Origin of the sequence: Agromyces intestinalis (assembly GCF_008365295.1) — a bacterium.
In the GTDB taxonomy this organism is placed as follows: domain Bacteria; phylum Actinomycetota; class Actinomycetes; order Actinomycetales; family Microbacteriaceae; genus Agromyces; species Agromyces intestinalis.
The window spans coordinates 2177317-2202235 of record NZ_CP043505.1 but is presented as its reverse complement, the minus strand read 5'-3'; the positions used below and the strand labels follow the sequence as shown (position 1 = coordinate 2202235).

General features: G+C 70.8%; 18 protein-coding genes and 1 pseudogene. 9 read left to right on the top strand and 10 right to left on the bottom strand.

Features of this window, described 5'->3' with window-relative positions; translation table 11 throughout:
- Positions 1-2 precede the first annotated feature (2 nt).
- Positions 3-776, top strand: coding sequence for an enoyl-CoA hydratase/isomerase family protein (locus FLP10_RS10075; RefSeq protein WP_149160735.1), 774 nt, complete (start codon positions 3-5; stop codon positions 774-776).
- A gap of 123 nt (positions 777-899) precedes the next feature.
- Here FLP10_RS10075 and FLP10_RS10070 read toward each other — a convergent pair whose 3' ends face one another.
- The 9 genes and pseudogenes from FLP10_RS10070 to FLP10_RS10030 form a co-directional block, all read right to left on the bottom strand.
- Complete coding sequence (locus tag FLP10_RS10070) at positions 900-2435, bottom strand: CoA-acylating methylmalonate-semialdehyde dehydrogenase (RefSeq protein WP_149160734.1); 1536 nt, start codon at positions 2433-2435, stop codon at positions 900-902.
- 3 nt (positions 2436-2438) lie between these two features.
- The gene (locus FLP10_RS10065) at positions 2439-3767 is read right to left on the bottom strand and encodes an aspartate aminotransferase family protein (protein ID WP_149160733.1); all 1329 of its coding nucleotides are present in this window, start codon (positions 3765-3767) and stop codon (positions 2439-2441) included.
- 118 nt (positions 3768-3885) lie between these two features.
- A complete protein-coding gene (locus tag FLP10_RS10060; RefSeq protein WP_149160732.1) occupies positions 3886-5049 on the bottom strand; it encodes an ABC transporter substrate-binding protein in 1164 nt (387 codons plus the stop codon).
- A gap of 82 nt (positions 5050-5131) precedes the next feature.
- The gene (locus FLP10_RS10055; RefSeq protein WP_149160731.1) at positions 5132-5980 is read right to left on the bottom strand and encodes an ABC transporter permease; all 849 of its coding nucleotides are present in this window, start codon (positions 5978-5980) and stop codon (positions 5132-5134) included.
- Positions 5980-6846: an ABC transporter ATP-binding protein gene (locus tag FLP10_RS10050; RefSeq protein ID WP_149160730.1), complete on the bottom strand. Its 867-nt coding sequence runs from the start codon at positions 6844-6846 to the stop codon at positions 5980-5982. The genes FLP10_RS10055 and FLP10_RS10050 overlap by 1 nt, the downstream gene beginning before the upstream one ends.
- Complete coding sequence (locus FLP10_RS10045; protein ID WP_149160729.1) at positions 6843-7736, bottom strand: ABC transporter permease; 894 nt, start codon at positions 7734-7736, stop codon at positions 6843-6845. Before FLP10_RS10045 ends, FLP10_RS10050 begins: the two co-directional genes overlap by 4 nt.
- Positions 7733-8748, bottom strand: a pseudogene (locus FLP10_RS10040) (TIGR03842 family LLM class F420-dependent oxidoreductase). Before FLP10_RS10040 ends, FLP10_RS10045 begins: the two are co-directional and overlap by 4 nt.
- Positions 8749-8775: 27 nt before the next feature.
- Positions 8776-10212, bottom strand: coding sequence for a dihydropyrimidinase (hydA, locus tag FLP10_RS10035; RefSeq protein WP_149160728.1), 1437 nt, complete (start codon positions 10210-10212; stop codon positions 8776-8778).
- 31 nt (positions 10213-10243) lie between these two features.
- Complete coding sequence (locus tag FLP10_RS10030; RefSeq protein ID WP_149160727.1) at positions 10244-11092, bottom strand: nitrilase-related carbon-nitrogen hydrolase; 849 nt, start codon at positions 11090-11092, stop codon at positions 10244-10246.
- Positions 11093-11329: 237 nt separating this feature from the next.
- Here FLP10_RS10030 and FLP10_RS10025 point away from each other — a divergent pair, with 237 nt between their 5' ends.
- The 4 genes from FLP10_RS10025 to FLP10_RS10010 all read left to right on the top strand — a co-directional run bounded on the left by FLP10_RS10025 (position 11330) and on the right by FLP10_RS10010 (position 16706).
- On the top strand, positions 11330-12721 hold the full coding sequence (locus FLP10_RS10025; protein WP_149160726.1) for an aminotransferase class I/II-fold pyridoxal phosphate-dependent enzyme: 1392 nt from the start codon (positions 11330-11332) through the stop codon (positions 12719-12721).
- 58 nt (positions 12722-12779) lie between these two features.
- Positions 12780-13196 (top strand): YciI family protein, encoded by a 417-nt coding sequence (locus tag FLP10_RS10020; protein WP_342780513.1) that lies wholly within the window; start codon positions 12780-12782, stop codon positions 13194-13196.
- Positions 13193-14470 (top strand): RNA polymerase sigma factor, encoded by a 1278-nt coding sequence (locus FLP10_RS10015; protein WP_246149987.1) that lies wholly within the window; start codon positions 13193-13195, stop codon positions 14468-14470. Before FLP10_RS10020 ends, FLP10_RS10015 begins: the two co-directional genes overlap by 4 nt.
- A 97-nt stretch (positions 14471-14567) precedes the next feature.
- Entirely contained in the window at positions 14568-16706 is a 2139-nt protein-coding gene (locus FLP10_RS10010; RefSeq protein WP_149160725.1) for a bifunctional lysylphosphatidylglycerol flippase/synthetase MprF, read from the top strand.
- A gap of 93 nt (positions 16707-16799) precedes the next feature.
- Here the strand turns inward: FLP10_RS10010 and FLP10_RS10005 are convergent, their stop codons facing one another.
- Positions 16800-20348, bottom strand: a complete 3549-nt coding sequence (locus FLP10_RS10005) for an HYR domain-containing protein (RefSeq protein WP_149160724.1) — start codon at positions 20346-20348, stop codon at positions 16800-16802.
- Between the two features lie 225 nt (positions 20349-20573).
- On the opposite strand from FLP10_RS10005, the gene cofD reads away from it, so the two are divergent.
- The 4 genes from cofD to FLP10_RS09985 all read left to right on the top strand — a co-directional run bounded on the left by cofD (position 20574) and on the right by FLP10_RS09985 (position 24887).
- The gene (cofD, locus tag FLP10_RS10000) at positions 20574-21593 is read left to right on the top strand and encodes a 2-phospho-L-lactate transferase (protein ID WP_149160723.1); all 1020 of its coding nucleotides are present in this window, start codon (positions 20574-20576) and stop codon (positions 21591-21593) included.
- Positions 21594-21841: 248 nt separating this feature from the next.
- Positions 21842-22918 (top strand): putative F420-0 ABC transporter substrate-binding protein, encoded by a 1077-nt coding sequence (locus tag FLP10_RS09995; protein ID WP_149160722.1) that lies wholly within the window; start codon positions 21842-21844, stop codon positions 22916-22918.
- Positions 22918-24009: a putative F420-0 ABC transporter permease subunit gene (locus FLP10_RS09990; RefSeq protein WP_149160721.1), complete on the top strand. Its 1092-nt coding sequence runs from the start codon at positions 22918-22920 to the stop codon at positions 24007-24009. Before FLP10_RS09995 ends, FLP10_RS09990 begins: the two co-directional genes overlap by 1 nt.
- On the top strand, positions 24006-24887 hold the full coding sequence (locus tag FLP10_RS09985; RefSeq protein ID WP_246149986.1) for an ABC transporter ATP-binding protein: 882 nt from the start codon (positions 24006-24008) through the stop codon (positions 24885-24887). Before FLP10_RS09990 ends, FLP10_RS09985 begins: the two co-directional genes overlap by 4 nt.
- The last annotated feature ends 32 nt before the right edge of the window (positions 24888-24919 follow it).

The following is a 24919-nucleotide window of genomic DNA, read 5'->3' as shown; positions in this document are numbered from 1 at the left end:
GGGTGAGCAACGACGCGATCCTCTTCGAGGTCTCCGACGGCCTCGGCCGCATCACCCTGAACCGCCCCGACCGGTTGAACGCGGTCGACCCCGACGCGATCCGGCGCTGGAACGAGATCGCCCACGAGGTCGCCGAGCGCGACGACGTGCACGCGATCGTCTTCGACGCCGTGGGGCGCGCGTTCTGCGCGGGCGGCGACCTGCGGGCGATGAGCGAACTCGCGGCCTCCTCCGACGGCCCCGCGGGCGCGACGATCACGGCGCTCGCCGACGAGATCCACGCGGGCCACCGGATGCTCCGCGACAGCGGCGTGCCGATCGTGGCCGCCGTGCAGGGCGTGGTGGCAGGCGGCGGGCTCGGGTTCATGCTCGTCGCCGACCTGATCGTCGCGAGCGAGCAGGCGGTGTTCCAGAGCGGGTACGCCGACGTCGGACTCACGCCCGACTGCGGGGTGAGCTGGCTGTTGCCCGAGGCGGTGGGCCAGCGCCGCGCGCTCGAACTCACGCTGACACCGCGGCGGTTGAGCGCCGCCGAGGCACTCGACCTGGGGCTCGTCACCGAGGTCGTCGCGCCCGACGCGCTCGCCGACCGGGCGCTCGCGATCGCACAGACGTGGCTCGCGACATCCGGCGCCTACCAGCAGGCCAAGCGCCTGGTGCGCGCGGCGGCCGAGCGCCCGTTCGCGGAGTCGCTCGACGACGAGGCCCGCACCATCGGCGCTGCCTTCCAGACCCCCGAGGCGCAGGCCCGTATCGCTGCCTTCACCCGCCGCTGACCCGCGCGCCCCGCCGCCCCGCCGACTGAACCGCATTTGCGTGACGGAGCCGGTTCTGCACCGGGCTCCATCGCGCAAATGCGGTTCCATACGGCTGCGACAGGGCGGGCCGGCCGCGCGGGCTCAGTCGTGCTGCGGGAAGCCCAGGTTGATGCCGCCGTGCGTGGCCGGGTCGAGCCAGCGGCTCGTGATCGCCTTCTCGCGCGTGAAGAACTGCACGGCCGCGGGGCCGTACGCCTTCGCGTCGCCGAACATCGACGCCTTCCAGCCGCCGAACGAGTGGTAGGCCACCGGCACCGGGATCGGCACGTTCACGCCGACCATGCCGACCTGCACCTCGCGCTGGAACCGCCGAGCGGCGCCGCCGTCGTTCGTGAAGATCGCGGTGCCGTTGCCGTACTTGCCGCGGTTGATGATGTCGAGTCCGTCTTCGTAGCCCTCGACGCGCACGATCGACAGCACCGGCCCGAAGATCTCGTCGGTGTACACGGGCGAGTCGAGCGGCACCTTGTCGATCAGGGTCGGCCCCAGCCAGAAGCCGGATGCCTCGCCGTCGAACTCCCCGTCGCGCCCGTCGACGACCACCGTCGCGCCGTCGCCGGCCGCCCGGTCGATGTAGGTCGCGACCTTGTCGCGGTGCTGCTCGGTGATGAGCGGACCCATGTCGCACGAGCGCCGGCCGTCGCCGGTCTTCAGGCCCGCCATGCGCTGCTTGACCTTCGCGACCAGGTCGTCGGCGATCGAGTCGGTCGCCAGCACGACCGAGATCGCCATGCACCGCTCACCCGCTGAGCCGAATCCGGCGTTGACGGCCGAGTCGGCGACCAGGTCGAGGTCGGCGTCGGGCAGCACGAGCATGTGATTCTTCGCGCCGCCGAGCGCCTGCACGCGCTTGCCGTTTCGCGCCGCGGTCTCGTAGATGTACTGCGCGATCGGGGTCGACCCGACGAACGAGATCGAGGCGATATCAGGATGCGACAGCACCGCGTCGACCGCCTCCTTGTCGCCGTGCACGACGTTGAACACCCCGTCGGGCAGGCCGGCCTCCTGCAGCAAGCGGGCCAACCAGATCGCAGCGCTCGGGTCCTTCTCGCTCGGCTTCAGCACCACGGTGTTGCCGGTCGCGATCGCCATCGGGAAGAACCACAGCGGCACCATCGCCGGGAAGTTGAACGGCGAGATGATGCCCACGACTCCGATCGGCTGGCGCACCGTGTACACGTCGATGCCGCCCGACACCTGCTCGCTGTACTCGCCCTTCATGAGCTGCGCGATGCCGCACGCGTACTCGACGACCTCGAGGCCGCGGGCGATCTCGCCGGCGGCATCGGAGAGCACCTTGCCGTGCTCGCTCGTGAGGATCTCGGCAAGCTCGCCCTTGCGGGAGTTCAGCAGCTCGCGGAACGCGAACAGCACCTGCTGCCGCTTCGAGATCGACGTCTCGCGCCAGCCCGGCAGGGCGCGGGACGCGGCGGCGACCGCCTCGCCGACATCGGCGGCGGTGGCGAAGCGCACGCGCTTCTGCACGATGCCGAGGGCGGGGTCGTAGACGGGCCCGGTGCGGTCGCCGGTTCCAGGGGCGGATGCCCCGTCGATCCAGTGGTCGATCGTGCCGACCTCTTCGGCCTGGGCGGGGGTGTCAACAAGTGTCTGGCTCATGAGTCAGCTCTCTCCTTCGAGTGCGGTGCTCAGTACTTCATCGTAGATCGCCATGGCTTCGGCGACCTCCTCCGCCGTGACCACGCACGGCGGCACCACGTGGATGCGGTTGTCCTGCACGAACGGCAGGAGCCCGCGCTCGACGAGCGCGGCTTTGATGCGGCCCACCGCCGCGGCGGGCAGCGGCTCGCGGGTCTCGCGGTCGGCGACGAGCTCGACCGCCCAGAACACGCCCTCGCCGCGCACTTCGCCGATGACGGCGTGCCGGTCGGCGAGGTCGGCGAGCGCCGGCCCGATCTCGGTTTCGCCGATGGCGCGCGCGTTGTCGACGATGCCCTCGGACTCCATGGCGTCGAGCGCGGCGACGATCGAGGCCATCGCGAGCGGATGCCCCGAATAGGTGAGGCCGCCGGGGAACACCCGGTCGTCGAAGGTCTGCGCGATCGGCTCGTCGATGATGACGCCGCCGACAGGGACGTACCCCGAGTTCACGCCCTTCGCGAACGTGATGAGGTCGGGCCGCACGTCGTACCCGTCGAACGCGAACCACCGGCCGGTGCGGCCGAATCCGGCCATCACCTCGTCGAGGATGAGCAGGATCCCGTGCCGGTCGCACAGTTCGCGCACCCCCGCGAGGTAGCCGGGCGGCGGCACGAGGATGCCGGCGGTACCGGGCACCGTCTCGAGCAGCACCGCCGCGATCGACGTCGGCCCTTCGGCCTCGATGACCCGCCGCAGGTGGTGCAGGGCTCGCTCGGCCTCCTGCTCGGGCGTCGTCGCCCAGAACTCCGACCGGTAGAGGTAGGGCCCGAAGAAGTGCACGTGCCCGCGGGCGAACTCGTTCGGGACGCGCCGCCAGTCGCCCGTCGACACGATGGCCGCTCCGGTGTTGCCGTGGTACGACCGGTACGTCGACAGGATCTTGTCGCGGCCGGTGTGCAGCCGAGCCATCCGGATCGCGTTCTCGTTCGCGTCGGCACCGCCATTGGTGAAGAAGACCCGCCGGAATCCCTCGGGCGCGCGCGCGACGATGCGCTCGGCCGCCTCGCCGCGGGCGAGGTTCACGGTGGCGGGTGCGACGGTGGTGAGCAGCTCGGCCTGCTCGCGGATCGCCGAGACGACGGCCGGGTGCTGGTGCCCGATGTTGACGTTCACGAGCTGGCTCGAGAAGTCGAGGTATTCGCGGCCGGCGTGATCCCACACGCGACATCCGCGGCCGCTCGCGATCACGAGCGGGGAGGCCTGCGATTGCGCAGACCAGGAGTGGAAGACGTGCGCCCGGTCGAGCTCGCGCGCCACTGCGTCGAGGTCGGCGACGGTGTCGTCGGTCATGGCTTGGTGCCTTTCTTTCGTTCGGATCGCTGGTCGAGTAGCGACGAAGGAGCGTATCGAGACCTGGTGACGTGGTCTCGATACGCGCTTCGCGCTACTCGACCAGCGGTTGGTGGTGCTAGTTGCCGCCTTCCTGGAGCTCGACCTCGATCGGCGACCAGTTCTCACCCGTCAGGTCGAGGTCTTCGCCCTCGAGCTCGTCGAGCGCCTTCTGGATCCACTCGTTCGACCAGGCGGTCGCGGGCGGCTCCTCGGTGATGAGGTGGGCGCCCGACTCGTTCACGGCTGCGAGCGCGCCCGCCACCGTCTTGTCCCACGCGGCCTCGTCGATCACGCCGATGCCGTCGGGCGAGGGCCAGATGAGCTTGTTGGTCTCGTTGACCATCCACAGTTCGTGGCTGGGGCCCCAGCCGCTGCCGGCCGCGATCGTGATCTCGGACGCCTGCTCGGGGTTCTCGGCGGCGAACACCCAGCCCCTGATGACGGCCTTCAGGAACTTGACCGTCGTCTCCTGGTACTCGGTGTCGCTCTCGAGCCGTTCGGTGTCGGCCCAGATGGCGTCCTGCAGCATGGCGCCCTCGGTGTCCTCGTACGAGATGACGTTGAAGTCGTCGGGCTGGTACAGCTCGCCGGTGTCGGGGTTCACCGACTCGAGCAGCTGCGCGTACTCGTTGTAGGTCATCGCCTGCGCCGCATCGATATCGCCCTGCAGGAACGCGTTCATGTTGAAGTCCTGCGTGATGATCTGCACGGTGGTCGAGTCGAGGCCCTCGGCGGCCATGGCCGCGAAGATCTCCCACTCGTTGCCGAAGCCCCACGAGCCGATCTTCTTGCCCTCGAAGTCGGCGACCTCCTCGATGCCCGAGTCGGCCCACGACACCTGCAGGGTGCCCGAGCGCTGGAAGATCTGCGCGATGTCGGTCAGGTTCGCGCCCTGCTCGATCGACCCGAGCACCTTCGGCACCCACGCGATCGCGTAGTCGACGTCGCCGTTGGCGAGCGCGTCCTGCGGCACGATGTCGCCGCCCGACGGGATGATCTCGACTTCGAGGCCCTCGTCCTCGAAGTAGCCCTGGTCGACGGCCGCGAAGTAGCCGGCGAACTGGCCCTGCGGCAGCCACTGGAGCTGGAGCTTGACGGGGGTGAGTTCGCCGCCGGCGTCGCCGCCGCCGCCCCCTGCGTCGCCGGAGTCGCCGGTCGAGCAGGCGGAGAACACGAGGGCCGCGGTGGCGGCCAGGGCGCCGAACATCGCGAGGCGACGACGGCGGGTGCTGTGTTTCATGTCGATCCTTCCGTGGTGATTCTCTGGGTGGGACCGGGCAGGGCCGGGTGGTGCGGTGGTGGCGCGGTGTGCGGTGGTGCGTTCATCTGTGGTGCGTTCGGTGCGGCTGGACGAGGCGTTCGAGAGCGAGGGTGGCCAGGTAGAACAGCAGGCCGAGGGCGATGGATGCCACGACGTACGCCCAGGCGCGGGCGTAGGCGCTCGACGCGGCCGAGGTGGAGATCAGCCCTCCGAGCCCGCCGCGCGGGCCGCCGAAGTACTCGGCGACGAGCGCCGAGATCACCGCGAGGGACGACGCGATGCGGATGCCGGTGAGGGCGAACGGTCGCGCGGTCGGCAGGGTGAGCTTGCGCAGCACCTCACCGGATGTCGCGGCGTACGCCTTCATCAGGTCGCGATGCACGGGCGTGGTCTGCCGGAACCCGCGCAGCGTGTTCACGAATACCGGCACGAACGACGCCAGCGCGGCGATCGCCTGACGGCCGAACTGGCTGTCGGCGCCGAACATGGAGTTCAGCACGGGCGCGAGCGCGACGATCGGGATCACGGCGAGCGACGCCACGACTGGTGCGCTCATCAGGTCGATCGCGCGCCAGCGCGCAGCGAGCGCGGCGAGCACGAGCCCGAGCAGCGAGCCGACGATGAGCCCCAGCAGTGCGTTGGTGCCGGTGATGATCGCGGCCTGCAGGATCGACGGCCAGTAGGCGACGAACTCCCCGGCGATCGACGCGGGGCTGGGCAGCAGGTAGTCGGACACGCCGACCACGCTGACCAGGAACTGCCAGACGCCGAGCACGACGAGTCCGACCACGATCGGCGCGAGGATGCGCAGCACGGTCTCGCGACGGCTGCGCGCGGCGCGCGACCCGCCGACCCGGGCGCCCATCACGGCCGTCGTGGTCGCTGCGGTCGTGCCGGCGGTGGCTGCCATCAGCGCGTCTCCACTCCGCGCGCGCCGCCGACGGGCGCACCGTGCAGCGCTTCGCGCACGGCGGTCACCATGTCGAAGAACGCGCGCTCTTCACGCAGGCCCTCGGTGCGGGCCGCGCGGCTCGTGCCCGAGGCATCCGCACCCAGGCGCATCGTGACCACCTCGCGGATGCGACCCGGCCGCGGGCTCATGACCACCACCCGATCCGAGAGGAACACGGCCTCGGGGATCGAGTGCGTGACGAACACGACCGCGGCGCCCGTCTCGGCGGCGATACGCACCAGGTCGGCCTGCATCTTCTCGCGGGTCATCTCGTCGAGCGCGCCGAACGGCTCGTCCATGAGCAGCAGTCTCGGCTGCTCGGCGAGCGCGCGAGCGATGGCGACGCGCTGCTGCATGCCGCCCGAGAGCTGGTCGGGGTAGCGGTCGGCGAAGTCGGTCAGACCCACCATGTCGAGCAGGTGCGCGACCCGGTCGCGTCGGGCAGCGGATGCCACGCCGTGCACCTCGAGCGGCAGAGCCACGTTGTCGGCGACGGTGCGCCAGGGCATGAGGCCCGCCTGCTGGAACGCGATGCCGTAGTCCTGGTCGAGCCTGGCCTGCTTTGCCGACTTGCCGAAGACCGTCACGGTGCCCGTGCTCGGCTCGTCGAGGTCGGCGACCAATCGCATGAGCGTCGACTTGCCGCAGCCCGACGGGCCGATGAGCGACACGAACTCGCCCGCGGCGACGGTGAGGTCGATCCCCTCGAGCGCCTGCACGGCGCCGGATCGGGTGTCGAAGATCTTGTCGACGCCGGTGATCTCGACGGCGTGGGCGCCCGCGGTGGCGCCGGGGGCGGTCGGCGTGGTCGTCGGGTCGGTCATGCCGTCTCCTCGTTGCGTCGGTAGTTCTTCAGGATCACGCCGAGCAGGGCCACCGACCCCGCAGCGACGAGGCCGAGCAGGACGGCGCCGAAGATCGGGCCCCACGCCTTCGCGGGGTCGCCCGACGCCTGCCCGGCGAACTGGATGAGGATGCGCCCGATGCCGCCCTGCAGGCCGGTCGAGACCTCGGCGACGACGGCGCCGATGACGGCGTTCGCGGCCCCCAGGCGCAGCGCGGGCAGCAGGTAGGGCACGGCCGCGGGTGCCCGCAGCTTCCACAGCGTCGCCCAGTACCCGGCCGCGTACGTCTGCATCAGCTCGGTGTGGATGCGGTCGGGCGATTGCAGGCCCTTGAGCGCGCCGACCGCGATCGGGAAGAACGCGAGGTAGCTCGCGATGAGCGCGACCGACATCCAGTCCTGCCACTCGAGCGCGCCGATCTCGATGCGCGAGCCCCAACTCTTCACCACCGGCGCGAATGCGATGAGCGGCACGGTCTGGCTGAGGATGATCCACGGCAGCAGGCCCCACTCGGCGAGCCGCCACCGCTGCATCACGAGCGCGAGCCCGACGCCCACGACGACGCCCACGAGCCATCCGGCCGCCGCGATGCCGAGCGTGGTGAGCGCTGCGAGCAGGATGACCAGCCAGAGCGGCAGCGCGTTCGGCGAGCGCGTGACCGGTTCGGCGAGCCGGCCGAGCATCTCCCAGACGTGCGGCATCGCGAGGTCGGTCGTGCGGGGCAGTACGCGCAGTCCGCCGACCACGACGCCGTCGGTCGGGGCGAGCAGCTTGTAGGCCTCCCAGAGCACGACGAGCGCGAGTACGCCCGCGACACCCCAGCCGACGGCCGACCATCGGCGTCGGGATCTCGAGACCTCCGCACTCATGACTTCGCCGTGACGTGCTCGGACATCGCCGGGATGACGGTCTCGCCGTAGACCCGCAGGGTCTCCTCTTTGTTGTCGTGCTGGAGGTAACCGGCGAACTGGTCCACACCGAGCTCGGCGAGCTGCTTGAGCTTCTGCAGGTGCTCGTCGGCCGACCCAAGCACGCAGAAGCGCTCGACGATCTCGTCGGGCACGAACTGCGTGTGCGAGTTGCCGGCTCGCCCGTGCTCGTTGTAGTCGTAGCCCTCGCGCCCGCGGATGTAGTCGGTCAAGGCGTCGGGCACCGTGCCATGCGCCCCGTACTTCTCGACGATGTCGGCGACGTGGTTGCCCACCATTCCGCCGAACCAGCGGCACTGGTCGCGCATGTGCGCCCAGTCATCGCCGATGTAGAACGGCGCCGCCACGCAGAACTTGATCGACATCGGGTCGCGGCCGGCGCGCTCCGCGGCATCCCGAACCGTCTTGATCATCCACTCGGCGATGTCGACGTCGGCCAGCTGCAGGATGAACCCGTCGCCGACCTCACCGGTGAGCTTCAGCGCCATCGGTCCGTAGGCCGCGACCCACACCTCGAGCTCCGAGCCCTTCGACCACGGGAACTGCAGGGTCGAGCCCTTGTACTCGACCGACCGCGAGTTCCCGAGCTCACGGATGACGTGGATCGCCTCGCGCAGCTCGGCCATCGTGGTCGGCTTGCCGTTCGTCACGCGCACCGCAGAGTCGCCGCGGCCGATGCCGCACACCGTGCGGTTGCCGTACATCTCGTTGAGCGTGGCGAACGTCGACGCGGTGACCGTCCAGTCGCGGGTCGCGGGGTCGTGACGAACGGACCGACCTTGATCCGCTGCGTCTCGGCGAGGATGCGGCTGTAGATGACGTACGGCTCCTGCCAGAGCAGGTGCGAGTCGAACGTCCACACGTGGCTGAAGCCGTGCACCTCGGCGAGCTTCGCGAGCTGCACCGTGCGCGACGCGGGCGGGTTGGTCTGGAGGACTGCGCCGAATTCCATGGATGCTCCGTTCGGGGTTCGGGGCGGTCAGATCAGGTACTGGCTGAGGCCGCGCTTCAGGAACTTCCCGTCGCCCTTGGTGCCGAGGTACTCGTTCCCGTCGACGACGACCTTGCCCCGCGAGATGACCGTGTCGACGTGCCCGTCGATCTCGAAGCCCTCCCACGCCGAGTGGTCCATGTTCATGTGGTGCGTCTTGTCGACCCCGATGCTCGTATGACCGGCAGGGTCGTACACGACGATGTCCGCGTCGGCGCCCGGCTGGATGACGCCCTTGCGCCCGTACAGGCCGAACATGCGCGCCGGGGTGGTGGAGGTGAGCTCCACCCAGCGCTCGAGCGTGATCTCGCCGGTCACGACACCCTGGTACATGAGGTCCATGCGGTGCTCGATCGAGCCGATGCCGTTCGGGATCTTGCGGAAGTCGCCGAGCCCGAGCTCTTTCTGGTCTTTCATGCAGAACGGGCAGTGGTCGGTCGACACCATCTGCAGGTCGTTGGTGCGCAGCGCCTGCCACATCGAGTCCTGGTGACCCTCTGCTCGCGAGCGCAGCGGTGTCGAGCACACCCACTTGGCACCCTCGAAGGCGCCCCACTGGTCGCTGGATGCCCCGAGCTGCTCCTCGAGCGAGAGGTACAGGTACTGCGGGCAGGTCTCGCCGTAGACGTTCTGCCCCTTGTCGCGCGCCCAGGCGAGCTGCTCGACCGCCTGCTTCGCCGACACGTGCACCACGTAGAGCGGCGCCCCGGTGAGTTTCGCGAGCATGATCGCGCGGTGGGTCGCCTCTTCCTCCATCTCCCACGCGCGGGCGATGCCGTGGTAGTACGGGTCGGTCTTGCCCTGCTCGACGAGCTGCGCTGCGAGCACGTCGATCGCGGGCCCGTTCTCGGCGTGCATCATCGTGAGCATGCCGGTGTCGCGCGACACCTGCATCGCCTTCAGGATCTGCGCGTCATCCGAGTAGAAGACCCCCGGATACGCCATGAAGAGCTTGAAGCTGGTGATGCCCTCGTCGGGGAGCTTGCGCATCGCGTCGAGCGATGCCTCGTTCACGTCGCCGATGATCTGGTGGAACCCGTAGTCGATCGCGCAGTTGCCCGCGGCCTTCTCGTGCCAGGCGGCCAGGCCGTCTTCGACGCGCTGCCCGTAGGTCTGCACCGCGAAGTCGACGATGCTCGTCGTGCCGCCGTGCGCGGCGGCACGGGTTCCGCTCTCGAAGGTGTCGGATGCCTCGGTGCCGCCGAACGGCAGCTGCATGTGCGTGTGGGCGTCGATGCCGCCGGGGATCACGTACTTGCCGGTCGCGTCGATGACGCGGTCGACGGAGGTCGCGACATCCGACCCGAGCAGTTCGCTGCCCGGCTCGAGCACGGCGACGATGCGCTCGCCGTCGACGAGCACGTCGGCGGCGACGCGGCCCGTGGCGCTCACGACGGTGCCGCCGAAGATGAGGGTGGTGGTCATGGGGGCTCGCTCCTTTACGACTCGGCCGGCCTCACGGCTTGGGGATGGAGGTGTACGACTCGGGGCGGCGGTCGCGGTAGAACTGCCAGGCGTTGCGCACCTGGCGGATCATGTCGAGGTCGAGGTCGCGCACCACGACCTCTTCGGAGGTCTCGGAGCCGTAGTCGCCCACGATGTTGCCCTGCGGATCGACGAACTGGCTCTTTCCGTAGAAGTTCACCGCGAGGTCGCCGTACTCGTTGTCTTCGAGGCCGACCCGGTTCGCGGCGCCGATGAAGTAGCCGTTCGCGGCGGCCGCGGCGGGCTGCTCGATCTCCCACAGCCGGTTCGACAGGCCCGGCTTCGTGGCGTTCGGGTTGAACACGATCTGCGCGCCGTTCAGGCCCAGCTCGCGCCACCCCTCGGGGAAGTGCCGGTCGTAGCAGATGTACACGCCGATCGGCCCGACCGCGGTCTGGAAGACCGGATAGCCGAGGTTGCCGGGGCGGAAGTAGAACTTCTCCCAGAACTTGTCGAGGTTCGGGATGTGGTGCTTGCGGTACTTGCCGAGGATGGTGCCGTCGGCATCGACGACGACCGCGGTGTTGTAGTAGACGCCGGGCTGCTCCTCTTCATAGATCGGCAGCACCATGACCATGCCGAGCTCCTTCGCGAGCGCGGCGAAGCGCTGCACGATCGGGCCGTCGGCCGGCTCGGCGTAGTCGTAGTACTTCACGTCCTCGGTGATGCCGAAGTACGGCCCGTAGAACAGCTCCTGGAATGAGATCACCTGGGCGCCCTGCGCCGCGGCGTCTCGCGCGAACTGCTCGTGCTTGTCGAGCATCGAGTCCTTGTCGCCGGTCCAGGTCGTCTGCGTGATGGCCGCTCGGACGATCGTCATACTGCCTCCTGTTTCAGGTCGGCGTCGTTGCCGTCCGCGGTGGGCGTTGCGCGGGTGCGCGGTGGTGCTCGCCTACCGGGATCTGACCAGACGCCGAGAGGTGGTGCCGAGAACGTGGCGGGCCATCCGACCCGTTCTGTTATTCTTCGGCGTGAACATTTCCCTTGTGTTTCACTCTGTGACGTACGTGTAAGTCATTGTGAGGGTCGCTCCCGTTCGCGGCAAGAGGCAGACAGGGTGGAAACCGTGCACAGCGGAATCGAGATCGACGGCGGGTCGCCGAGCGACATCGCCGCCTCGATCGCGCGACTCATCACCGGCGGCCGGCTCGCTCCGGGCGAGCGACTGCCCACCGTGCGTGCGCTCGCGGCCGAGCTCGGCGTGAGCCCGGCGACGGTCAGCCAGGCCTGGCAGGCGCTGTCTCGCGCCGGGCTCATCGTGTCGCGCGGGCGGGCCGGCTCCTTCGTCAGGCAAGCGGATGCCTCGTGGCTGCCGCCGCGCACGCAGGGCCTCGCGGGCCACCTGGGCCCGACCCGGCTCGACCTCTCGCGCGGCACGCCCGACCCCCTGCTGCTGCCGCGACTCGGCCGCGCGCTCGCCCGGGTCTCGGCGATCGCCGACACCCCGAGCTACCACGACCTGCCCGTCATCCCCGAGCTCGAACGCGTGCTGCGCGACGGCTGGCCGTACGAGGCCGAGGCCGTCACCGTGGTGGACGGCGCGCTCGATGCGGTGAGTCGCGCGCTCGAGGCATCCGTGCGCTTCGGCGACCGGGTCGCCGTCGAGGTGCCCGGATTCCCGCCGTTCTTCGACCTGCTCGACGCGCTCGGCGCGAGCCGGGTGCCCGTCGCCGTCGACGCCGAGGGCGTGACGCCCGAGTCGCTCTCGGCCGCGCTCGGGCAGAAGCCCCGGGTCGTGCTGCTGCAGCCGCGGGCCCAGAACCCGACCGGCGCATCGATGACGGCCGAACGCGCCGAGCGGCTCGCCCGCCTGCTCGCGAACCACCCCAACGGCGCCGACGTGCTCGTCATCGAAGACGACCACTCGGGCCAGATCTCGACATCGGCCGACGTCAGCCTCGGCCGCTGGCTGCCCGACCGGGTGCTGCACGTGCGCAGCTTCTCGAAGTCGCACGGCCCCGACCTGCGGATCGCGGCCATCGGCGGCCCGGCGTCGGTCGTCGACCCGATCGTCGCACGCCGGATGCTCGGGCCGGGGTGGACGTCGCGCATGCTGCAACGGATCCTCGTCGACCTGCTCACCGACGGCGAGTCGATGGACGAGGTCGCCGAGGCGACCCGGCAGTACTACGCCAGGCAGCGCGCGCTGGCTGCGGCGCTCGAGGGATTCGGCGTCGAACCGACCCGATCCGACGGCATCAACACCTGGCTGCCCGTGCACGACGAGCGATCGGCGCTCGTGCAGCTCGCGGCGGCGGGGATCCGCGTGGCACCCGGCTCGCCGTTCCTCGCGCCCGACGGCGCGGGGGGCGCGTTCGTGCCCGGCGCGTTCGTGCGCGTCACGGTGGGCATGATGCGCGAGGATGCCTCCGGCGTCGCCGCCGCCCTCGCCGCGGCCGCCCTTCCCCACCCGCCCGGCGTCTACTCCCTCGAGCACCGCTGGGCGTAGCCGGCGCCCCATCCGCCTGTCGATCGGGGGCTGGCCGGATCGTCATTCCGATGTCAGCATGACGAGAGGAAGGACCACCATGCGGTACACGCTGCTGTTGCACTACCCCGAGCTCATGGCCGAAGGCGAGCTCGACGAGGCCGCGATCCAAGAGGGCCAGCGGGCGTTCCAGGAGTACGCGACGGCGCTCGCCGACGCCGGCGTGCTCATCGGCGCCGACGTGCTCGCGCCGTCGTCGGCGACCACGCAGGTCACCCGCAAGGCCGGCGAGCTGCAGGTGCAGGACGGCCCGTTCGCCGACACCCGCGAGGCCCTCGGCGGCCGGTTCCTGATCGACGTCGCCGACCTCGACCAGGCGCTCGAGTGGGCCGCGAAGGCGCCGTCGGTCACGTGGGGCACCGTCGAGGTGCGGCCCGTCGGCACCTGGTTCGACCTCGACTCCCGGCACTGGCAGGTCGATCCGCAGGCGACGTGAGCGCCGACGCGGTGGATGTCCCGGGCCCGGCGGACGCCGCCGACGCCGCGGCATCGGCCGTTCGCCGCTCAGCCGGGCGGCTCGTCGCGATGCTCGCGAGCTCGACCCGAGACATCCCGCTCGCCGAGGACGTGCTGTCCGACGCGGTCGAGCGCGCACTCGAGCGCTGGCCGCGCGACGGCGTGCCCGACAATCCCGATGCTTGGCTGCTCACGGTGGCGCGCAACCGCCAGCGCGACCTGCTGGCCGGTGCCGCGGCCACTCGCTCGGCCCCGCTCGACGACGAGACCATCATGCACACCATCGACGACGCGCTCGAATCTCTCGACGGCATCCCCGATCGGCGGCTCGAGCTGCTGTTCGCGTGCGCGCATCCGGCGATCGATCCCGGTATCCGTGCGCCCCTGATGCTGCAGGTCGTCCTCGGCGTCGATGCCGCCGTGATCGCGCGCGCGTTCGCCGTGGCACCGGCGACGATGGCGCAACGGCTGGTGCGGGCCAAGCGCCGCATCCGTCAGGCCGGCATCCCGTTCGCCCTGCCGACCCTGCACGACCTGCCCGGGCGCACCACCGCGGTGCTCGAAGCGATCTACGGCGCCTACTCGGTCGACGCGACCGAGTCGGGCGAACTCGCCTTCGAGGCGCTCCAACTCGCCGTCACCACAGCCGGCCTGCTGCGCACCGACGCCGAGGCCTGGGGCCTCGCCGCCCTCATCGCACTGTCGCTCGCACGCGCGGACGCGCGCGTCGTCGACGGCCGGTTCATCCCGCTCGACGAGCAGGACCCGTCACGCTGGTCGCGACCGCTCATCGAGCAGGGCGAGCGGATGCTCCGCACAGCCGCCGTGGTCGGCGGTGCCGCCGGCGCGGGGCGAGCGGGAGTACCGCCGGGCCGGTTCCAGCTCGAGGCGGCGATCCAGTCCGCGCATGACGCGCGCGCGACGGATGACCCGCGGCCCGGGGCCGCCGACGCGGTCGCACGCCTGTACGCGGCGCTCGTCGCCGTATCGCCGACGCTCGGCGCCCGGGTCGCCCACGCCGCCGCGGTCGGGCGCGCCGACGGCCCGACCGCGGGACTCGCGCTGCTCGACGCCATCGGCTCGGAGGCCGAGGAGTTCCAGCCGGCCTGGGCGACCCGTGCTCACCTGCTCGCGACGGCGGGGGCTGCCGGCGAGGCATCCGTCGCCTTCGACCGTGCCATCGCGCTCACCGGCGACCCCCTCATCGCCGTGCACCTGCGCGAGCGACGGGCCGCGATCGCGGCGACTCCGTGAGCATGCGCTCACCCCTCGACCAACGGCGACCGCGGGTTCTTGTCGCGACGAGCCGCGCGCCGATACCGTGGGCACACGCCTTGGGGGGAGGCATCCGATGACCGTGACATCCGAACGCGAACCGGCGCCGACCGCCACGCCCGCACGCACGACCCCGCGCCCGATCGCGTTCCTCGCCCGCGTGCCGTTCACGCTCGCGCTCATGGCGGCGCTGCTCGTCGTCGGCATCGCGACCGGTGGGTTGGTGCGGCCGATCACCGAGGCCGACTGGTACGAGACCTTCGCGTACGGGGCGCCGTCGTTCGCCGACGGTCGATGGTGGACGGTCGTCACGGGCACCTTCCTCGTGATCACGCCGTGGGGCTATCTGATCCTGGCGGTGCTCGTGCCGCTGGGAGTCGGATGGCTCGAACTGCGCCGCGGGTCGAGGGCCGCGTCGGCGTACTTCATCGGCGGGCAGGCGATCGCGGTCGTGGGGGCCGCGATCGTCATCGCCGCGTTCGCCGAGTTCGGTTCCACTTGGGCCGAAGGGCTCGTCACGCAGGTCGACGTCGGGCCGTCTGGCGGCGTGATGGCGTGCCTGGCCGCAGCCGGGGCGAGCCTCGGGTCGCCGTGGCGCAGCCGCGCGCTGCTCGTGCTCACCGCGTTCGTGTTGGTGAGCGTGCTGTTCCTCGGGTCGATCGCCGACGTCGAGCACGCCGTCGCGGTCGGCACCGTGCTGCTCATGAACGCTCGGTCGTTCACGAAGCCGACCCTGCGTGAGCAGCGGTTCGTCGCGTTCGTCGCGATCATCGCCCTGACCGCCGTGCAGGTGCTCGCCGCCCTCGTGCCGACGCGCGGGCCGTTCGGAGCGACCTACGCCGGTGGCATGGACCTGATCGACGTGCTGATCGATACCGTGATCGTCGTGGTCGTGGCGACCGGACTGCGCCGCGGCTACCGAGCGGCGTGGATCACGACGCTCGTGCTCGCAGCTCTCAACGTGCTTGTCGGCGCGCTCGCGGTCGTGTTCATCGCGCACCCCGATCTGCTCGGCGGCTCGTCGGGCGCGGTCGACGCCGGCGACTTCGACGACCGTGAGGGCCTCGCGTTCGCCGCGGCCACCGGGTTCCTCTGGGCGGTGCTGCTTCTCTGGCTGCTCGTGTGCGCGCGGGCGTTCCGGGCGCGGTTGCGCCGCCGGCTCCACGGCGATCACGGCGCCGATCGGCCCGGTGCCCGAATCGAGGAGGCCCGCGACGTCGTCCAGACGACCGGTGGCGGCGTGCTGTCGTGGATGGCCACCTGGCGCGACAACCGGCATTTCTTCGGCGCGCCGGGCACGGTCGTCGCCTACCAGACCCACCAGGGCGTCGCACTCGTGCTCGGCGATCCGATCGCTCCGCCCGACGAGCTCGGTGAGGCGCTCGCCGGTTTCGCGAGCGCCGCTGAGCGCGGCGGGTTCATCGTGTGCGTGTTCGGCGCGAGCGCGGCCGCCCGCGACGCGATGCCGCGCGGCTGGCACGCGCTGCAGATCGCCGAAGACACCCTCGTCGACCTGCCCGGGCTCGAGTTCACCGGCAAGCGGTGGGGGGCAGTACGTACTTCGCTGAACCGCGCCGAGCGCGAGGGCGTGCGGTTCCGGTTCGCCTCGCTCGCGACCGAGCCGCGGTCGGTGCGGGCGCAGATCGGTGCGATCTCCGAGCAGTGGGTGGGCGACAAGGGCCTGCCCGAGATGCGCTTCACCCTCGGGTCGATCGACGAGGCGCTCGACCCCGCGGTGCGAATGGCGCTGGCCGAGACATCCGACGGCACCATCGAGGGGTTCCTGAGCTGGCTGCCCGTGTACGCACCCGGCGGAAGCCCGCGCGGCTGGACCCTCGACCTGATGCGCCGACGCGACGGCGGCTTCCCGCCGGTGATGGAGTTCCTGATCGGGTCGTCGGCGCTCGCGTTCCGCGACGAGGGCGCGCAGTTCCTGTCGCTCTCAGGCGCACCGCTCGCGCATTCCGAGGAGCTCGAGGGCGAGTCATCCGTCGAGCGCGTGCTCGACCGGCTCGGCGCGCTGCTGGAGCCGGCCTACGGGTTCCGCTCGCTGCACCGCTTCAAGCAGAAATTCAACCCGCGCGCCGAGCCGCTGTACCTGCTCTACGGCGACGGCGCCGACCTCGCGCGCATCGGCGTCGCGCTCGTGCGCGCCTACCTGCCGGATGCCTCGGTGCCGCAGCTCGTGCGCGCCGGGCTCACGATGGGCGGTTAGCGCGGCTCGAGCGGGTGGCGCGCTTCGAATGCGGGGAAGCTCCTTGCGAGGTGCGCTCGGGGCGCGGACTCGTCACTGTCGGTTCGGGTCGCATCAACGATGAGCGGATGCCTCGCGGCGGCGTGATCCGAGTCGCAGTGCCGCCGCGCCGCCGAGCAGCAGCGCGAGGGCAGCGAGCAGGGCAGCGTCGGCCTCGGCGCCGGTCGAGGCGATCCGACCGGTCGACCCCGTCCCGGCACCGCCCGAACCGCCGCCCGAGCCGCCGCTGCCACCCGGATCCTCACCGGGGCCGCCCGGTTCGCCCGGTTCGCCCGGTTCGCCCGGTTCGGTCGACTCGTTCACCGTGATGGTGAAGGAGTCGCTGACGACGGCGAACAGCACGATCTGGTCGGGCGGCGCCGAGTCGGTCGCCGTGCAGGTCACCGTCGTGACCCCGATCGGGAAGAAGTCGCCCGAGTCGGCATCGCACTCCGTCGTGATCGGCGGGACGCCGCCGCTCACCGTCGGTGCCGGGAAGTCGACGTTCGCGCCGCTCTCTCCCGGGTCGGCCGTGACGACGATGTCGTCGGGAGCCGTGATGGTGAGCGGGTCGCTCGCCGCGGGGAGTAGGTAGGTCACCGAGTTGTCGGTCGAGATGGATGCCGCGTTGGGCAGGTTCGCGGCATCGGTGAACACGTCGGCGGGAATACTCGCGGTGAGCGTTCCGTCGCCGAGCAACCCGTCGACCTCGAGGGTGTACAGCGTCTCGGTTGCGCCCGGCACGAGCGTCGCACTCGGAACGCCCGGGCCGGTCCAATCCAGCAGCACGTCGCTCGCGGCGAACCCGGCGACCGCCTCGGAGACAACGATGTCGAACACGATCGGCAACACGCTCGTCGGATCCACCTGCCCGGCACCCTGATTGATCGTCACCGTCGGCGCCGTCACATCACCCTCGTCGAACTCGAACGTCACCTCGTTATCGAACGTCGTCGACGCCTCGCTCAGATTCGCCGCGGCATCCTGCGCAGCGCCCGCCGGAATCTCCGCGACCACCAGACCGTCCGCGTTCATCCCCGACACCTCGACCGTGTACGTATCACCATCGACCGCGATCACCGTCGCCGTCGTCGCATTCGCCGAACCGCTCAACACCACATCCGCGTTCGTGAACCCCGTCACCGGCTCACTGAACTGCACATCGAACACGATCGGCGACACCGACGTCGGATCCACCTGCCCGGCACCCTGATTGATCGTCACCGTCGGCGCCGTCACATCACCCTCGTCGAACTCGAACGTCACCTCGTTATCGAACGTCGTCGACGCCTCGCTCAGATTCGCCGCGGCATCCTGCGCAGCGCCCGCCGGAATCTCCGCGACCACCAGACCGTCCGCGTTCATCCCCGACACCTCGACCGTGTACGTATCACCATCGACCGCGATCACCGTCGCCGTCGTCGCATTCGCCGAACCGCTCAACACCACATCCGCGTTCGTGAACCCCGTCACCGGCTCACTGAACTGCACATCGAACACGATCGGCGACACCGACGTCGGATCCACCTGCCCGGCACCCTGATTGATCGTCACCGTCGGCGCCGTCACATCACCCTCGTCGAACTCGAACGTCACCTCGTTATCGAACGTCGTCGACGCCTCGCTCAGATTCGCCGCGGCATCCTGCGCAGCGCCCGCCGGAATCTCCGCGACCACCAGACCGTCCGCGTTCATCCCCGACACCTCGACCGTGTACGTATCACCATCGACCGCGATCACCGTCGCCGTCGTCGCATTCGCCGAACCGCTCAACACCACATCCGCGTTCGTGAACCCCGTCACCGGCTCACTGAACTGCACATCGAACACGATCGGCGACACCGACGTCGGATCCACCTGCCCGGCACCCTGATTGATCGTCACCGTCGGCGCCTCGGTGTCGACCGGCACATCGGTGTCGATGATCGTGACCGTCGCCGTGCCGTCGGTGATCGAGACGTCGAAGCCCGGCGGGAACGGCGGGTCGGCCGGGAAGCCGTCGATCGAGACGAGGTAGGTCTCATCAGGGTCGACCTCGTCGTCGTCGAGGGCGTCGACCGGGATGTCGATCGACGCCGCGTTCTCGGGGATGGTGAACGTCTGGGCGGTGATCGGCGAGAAGTCGGTCGCGCTCGTCGGCGGCACCGCCGAGGTCGAGACGATGACGTCGAACGCGGGGTGGGTCGTCGGCGTCACCGTGATCGGCACCACGTCGGCGCCGCCCTCGGGGATCGAGACATCCGTCGGCATCGCGACCTGGATCTCGGTGCCCTCGCCCACCTCGACGACGACCTTCTCGACGGTCGGGAAGTCGTTCGTGTCGAAGTCGAATCCGAAGAACGGCACCTGGATGCCGTACGGCGGATCGCCGAGGTACTGCAACGGCAGCCCGTTGTTACCGAGGTCGCTGACCAGGAACCGCACGGTGCACGTCACGTCGGCCAGACCCGTCGCGTCGAATTCGACCTGATCGAGGACGTAGTTGAGGTCGTCGATCGCGTTCAGCCCGCTCACGACGCCGGCGAACGCGCTGTGCGGATCGCTCGGGTTGCCGGTCGCGAACGGCAGGTTCTTGACCTCGTCGGGCAGCGCGTTCATCGCGGCCTCGATCAGCAACGCCTTGTTCGCCTCGTACTCGGCGAACTCGGGGTCGCTCGGGTCGGGCGAAACCGCGAGGTCGAGCGTGTCCTCCATGAGCTGCTCGAGGTCGTCGTAGATCGAGAACGGCGAGGCGGGCATGGAGAACATGCCGCAGTCGGCCCACGCGATGAGCAACCACTCGTCGCCCGGCCCGTCGAGGGTGTCGTTGTCGTCCTGCTCGTCGTTGTCCTCATCGACGACGTTCCAGTCCTCCTCATCGGGCTCGCCGACGTCGGACCCCGCGTCACCGAGGAACCCCGTGCCGCCCGACGGCACCTGGAACACCTGGTCGGGCACCGTGACCTCGGGGAACCCGTTGATCTTCTGCACGCGGATCTGCACCTGGTGGCTCGCGGTGCCGAGAGTCGGGTCCCCGGGCGCGAGAAGCACCTGCAGCGTCTCGGGATTCGAGCCGTTGTAGTAGTAGGGATCGTCGGCGGTACCGTCGTCGTCCTCATCGGTCTCGGGCGTGTACACGAGGGTCTTCAAGGCGTCGTTGACCTGCTGGGTCGTGCCGATGATCGCGACCGCCGCGGCGTCGTCGAGCTCCGACAGCTCGTGCTTGTCGCGCTCGAGCGCACCGCCCTGCAGTTGCAGCACGTCGAAGTCGCTGTCACCGTCGTCCTCCTGGGTCGGTGCCGGGTCGAAGCTGAGCCTGCCGTGCGAGACGCTCAACTGCACCGCGGTGCATCCGCCCATATTCCAGTCGGGGGCGGCCATCGCACAGCCCTGCTCGGCCGACTCGACGATGATCGAGCGCACGTCCTGAGAGATCAGGTCGGTCTCGCCATCGAACGCGAGCTCGCCCTCGGGGATGACGGTCGGGAATCCGTCGGGCAGCGACACCGGCAGCGAGCCGGCGGGAGCCATGTAGAGGCGCGTCGGCGGCTCGACGAACGACGGCGGCGCCGCGAACGCGGGTGCCGAAAGCGTCATCGCGAGCAGCGCGGCCGCTCCGATTCCAGCGATGGATGCGACGCCCACCCGCCGGGGCGCACGCCCACGACCGCTTCGGGAACGCGCGGACTCCACGACCATCTCGGCCTCCCCATCGCCGACCAGTGGTGCGTTGGGCTCACGCAACCAGTACCGGGGGCGGCGCGTCAAGAGCCAATCGAGCAATCCTCGTGAAATCAGGGGCAGCCCTGAGGATGAACCGCTGTTCCGGTCACGGGCCGTCGCGGTCTCGGCGCGACCTACGCTGGGATGATGCGGATCACGGTGCTGGCAGGCGGTGTCGGCGGTGCACGGTTCGTGCGCGGCCTGCGTGAGGAGGTCGCTCGGCGCGGCGGCGACTCCGATGAGATCACGGTCGTCGTGAACACCGGCGACGACCTGTGGCTCGCCGGCGTGCGCCTGATGCCCGACTTCGACTCGATCCTGTACGCGCTCGCAGGCGTGAATGACACCGAGCGCGGCTGGGGTCGGGCCGGCGAGACCGAGCGGGTCGCGGCCGAACTCCGCGAATGGGGCGTGGGCTGGCCGTGGTTCACCCTCGGCGACCTCGACCTCGGCACGCACCTCGCGCGCACCTCGTGGCTCCGCGAGGGACTCACTCCGTCGCAGGTCGGCGAACGCCTGCAGCGACGTTGGCCGCTCGGCGTGCGGCTCATCCCCGCGACCGATACCGAGGTCGATACGCACGTGCTCGTCGACGTCTCGGGTCTCCACGACGACCCGCCCAGCGGTGCCCCGACGCGGGCCGAGCTGCACTTCCAAGAGTGGTGGACCCGCTACCGCGCGTCGCTGCCCGCCCTCGCATTCCGGCAGCGGAATATCGACGATGCCCGCCCTGCCCCCGGGGTCGCCGAGGCCATCGCCGACGCCGACCTCGTGCTCGTGGCCCCCTCGAATCCGGTCGTGTCGATCGGCACGATCCTCGCCATCCCGGGCATCCGCGACGCGCTCGCGACGACGGCTGCCCCGGTGGTCGGCGTCTCCCCGATCATCGGCGGACGCGTCGTGCGCGGCATGGCCGACGCCTGCCTGCACGCGATCGGCGTCGAAACCGACGCCGGCGCGGTCGCCCGGCACTACGGCGCGCGGTCGGCCGGCGGCCTGCTCGACGGCTGGCTCGTCGACGAGACGGATGCCCCGAGCGCCGACGCGCTGACCGCCGAGGGCATCGCTTCGCGCGCCGTTCCTCTCTGGATGCGCGATCTCGACACGTCGGCGACGCTCGCGGGCGCGGCGATCGACCTTGCCGACGGGCTGCGCCGCACACCCTGACCCCGGACCCCCGCCGCGCCGCTCCACGCGCGCCGACCCCGCCGTTTGGACGCCTTTCGGCGGCACTCCGGTCGGCGACCCACCCAAACGCGTCCAAACGGCGGGGGCGACTCCGCCGCCCCGCACGCCTAGACTGGGGACGACCGCCGGCCGAGCTGTGGCCGGTCGCGATGGCCCGGGCTGTGGGCCGTGAGTCCCCGACCTTCGTCGGATGCATCTCATCCACCACGCCTGCCCTCGGAGCATCCATGCCATCGCGATCCGTCCGTCCCCTCCGCTCGTTCCGCCACTGCCGGCGCTCTCGCGTCGTCGCGATCGCGGGTGCGCCGCTCGCCGCCGCCCTACTGCTCGCCGGCTGCGCCGCACCGAGCGCCATCGGCAGTGGTGACGCCGCCGCCGACACCGGCTCCGAGGCATCCGGCTACCCCGTCACTGTCGACAACTGCGGCACCGAGGTGACCTTCGACGCCGCACCCGAGCGGGTCGTCACGATCAAGTCGTCGACCCTCGAGCTGCTGCTCGCGCTCGGACTCGGCGACCGCGTGGTCGGCACCGCCTTCAGCGACGGGCCGGTGCCCGACGACGTGGTCGGCGCGGCCGGGCTCGCCGGCGAGGCATCCGATCTGGTCGTCGTCAGCGACAAGGTGCCCTCGCAGGAGGCGACGCTCGCGCTCGAGCCCGACCTGGTGTTCGCCGGCTGGGAGTCGAACTTCTCGGCCGAGGGCGCGGGCGACCGGGCGATGCTCGAGCAGCTGGGCGTGCACACCTATGTCGCGCCCGCCGCATGCAAGGCGGCCGGGTACATGCCCGATCCGCTGACCTTCGACGAGGTCTTCCGCGAGTTCGAGGAGGCCGGAGCGGTCTTCGGCGTGCCGGATGCCGCGGAGCACCTCGTGAGCGAGCAGCGCGCCGCGCTCGACGCGATCACGCCCGACGACCGCGGACTCACCGCGCTCTGGTACAGCTCGGGCGACGAGACGCCCTACGTCGGCGCCGGCATCGGCGCACCGCAGATGATCATGCAGGCCGCGGGCCTCGAGAACGTCGTCGCCGACGTGCACGACACCTGGACGTCGCTCGGATGGGAGGCGATCGTCGACGCGAACCCCGACGTGATCGTGCTCGTGGACGCCCCGTGGAACACCGCCGAGCAGAAGATCGCGCACCTCGAGACCAACCCGGCGACCGCCGCGATGCCGGCGGTGCAGCACGGGCGGTACCTCGTGGTCGACTTCCCGGCAACCGAGGCCGGCGTGCGCAACGTGTCGGCGGTGCAGTCGCTCGTCGGCCAGCTCGGTGCGCTCGAGGTCGGGAGCCTCGGCTGATGTCCCGCACCACCGCGCCAGACGACTCGGGGTCGCTCGTGATCGCCTCGGAGCCCGCCGAGCGGCAACGAGCGACCCCGACACGGGGAATCGGGGCGTGGTGGCTCGGCGGGCTCGGCGTCGGGTTGCTCGCGGCGTCGATTGTCGCGGCCGTCACGATCGGGCCGGCCGGCCTCGCGCCGCTCGACGTGATCCGCAGCGTCGCCGCACACCTCGGCCTGGGCACCTCCGACCTCACGCACCTGCAGGACGCGATCGTCTGGGAGCTCCGGATGCCCCGCGTGCTCACCGCTGCCGCCGTCGGCGCCGGGCTCGCGATCTGCGGTGCCGTGATGCAGGCCCTCACCCGCAACCCGCTCGCCGACCCGTACCTGCTCGGCCTGTCGGCGGGCGCATCGGTCGGCGCGGTGCTCGTACTCGTGCTGGGCCTGGGTCTCGTGCTTCCGGTCGCGGCGTTCGCCGGTGCCCTCGCGGCCCTCGCCGCCACGCTCGGACTCGCCCGCGCCGCCGGCGGCCTCACCCCCGCGACCACGCTGCTCGCCGGCCTCGCCGTCTCGGCGGTGTTCGGGGCGATCACGAGCCTCGTCATCTTCTGGAGCGCCACGACCGACAGCTACCGCGAGATCCTGAACTGGCTGCTCGGCTCGCTCGCGGGCACCGACTGGAGCTCGGTCGCCCTCGCCGCGGGCGCGCTCGCGATCGTCGGCATGCCGTTGCTCTTCAGCGGCCGCACGCTCGACGCCTTCACGTTCGGCGACTCGGCCGCGGCAGCGCTCGGCGTGCACGTCACCCGCACGCGAACGCTGCTGCTGGTCGCCACCGCGCTGCTCACCGGCGCGCTCGTCTCGGTGAGCGGTGCGATCGGGTTCGTCGGGCTCATCCTGCCGCACGCGGTGCGGCTCGTCGTCGGTGCTGGCCATCGTGCGCTGCTGCCCCTGTCGGCGCTCGCGGGTGCGGTGTTCCTGGTGTGGGTCGACACCGGCGCGCGCACGCTCTTCGATCCGCGCGAGTTGCCGGTCGGCATCCTCACCGCGCTGGTCGGCGGCCCGGTCTTCGCGGCGCTGCTGATCCGGTCGAGGAGGCGGGCATGACGGCTGCAGAGCTCATGACGGATGCCTCGCGCGGCAGTGCGTCCGAGGCATCCGAGTCGCCCGAGGCATCCGCGCTGCCCGAGGCATCCGCCCTCGATCTCGCCCACCTGCGGTTCGCCCGCCGCGACCGGCTCGTGCTCGACGACGTCGGCCTCGAACTGCCGCGCGGATCGGTGGGCGCCCTCGTCGGGCCGAACGGTGCGGGCAAGTCGAGCATGCTGCACGTGCTCGCGGGCGTCGAGCACGCCGAGGCGGGCACCGCGCTGCTCGGAGGCGACGACCTCGCCGCACTGCGACGCCGCGAGCGGGCCCGACGCATCGCCCTCGCCGAGCAGGAGACGCGCGATGCCCGTACCCAGGGGCTCACCGTCGCCGACGTCGTCGCGCTCGGGCGCATCCCGCACCAGGGCGCGTGGGGCGGCGACCGCGCCGAGGACCGCGAGGTCGTCGCGCGCAGCCTCGACGCGGTCGACGCGTCGGCGTTCGCCGCACGCGGGTACGACGAACTGTCGGGCGGTGAACGACAGCGGGTCAACCTCGCCCGCGCGCTCGCGCAGGAGCCCGAGCTGCTGCTGCTCGACGAGCCCACGAACCACCTCGATGTGCGAGCGCAGCTCGTGACCCTCGACCTGCTGCGTCGGCTCTCCGCCGACGGGCTCACGGTGCTCGCGGCCCTGCACGACCTCGGGCTCGCCGCCTCGTACGCCGACCACGTCGTGGTGCTCGCCGAGGGCCGGGTCGTCGCCGCGGGCTCGACCGACGAGGTCCTCACCCCGTCGCTCGTGCGCGACGTATGGGGCGTGGACGCCGAAGTGTCGAGGCATCCGCGAACCGGGCGACCCGTCGTGCACTACCTCGGCATCGCCGAGGGCGACTGACTCGGGACGGATGGCCTGCTTCGAGGCATCCT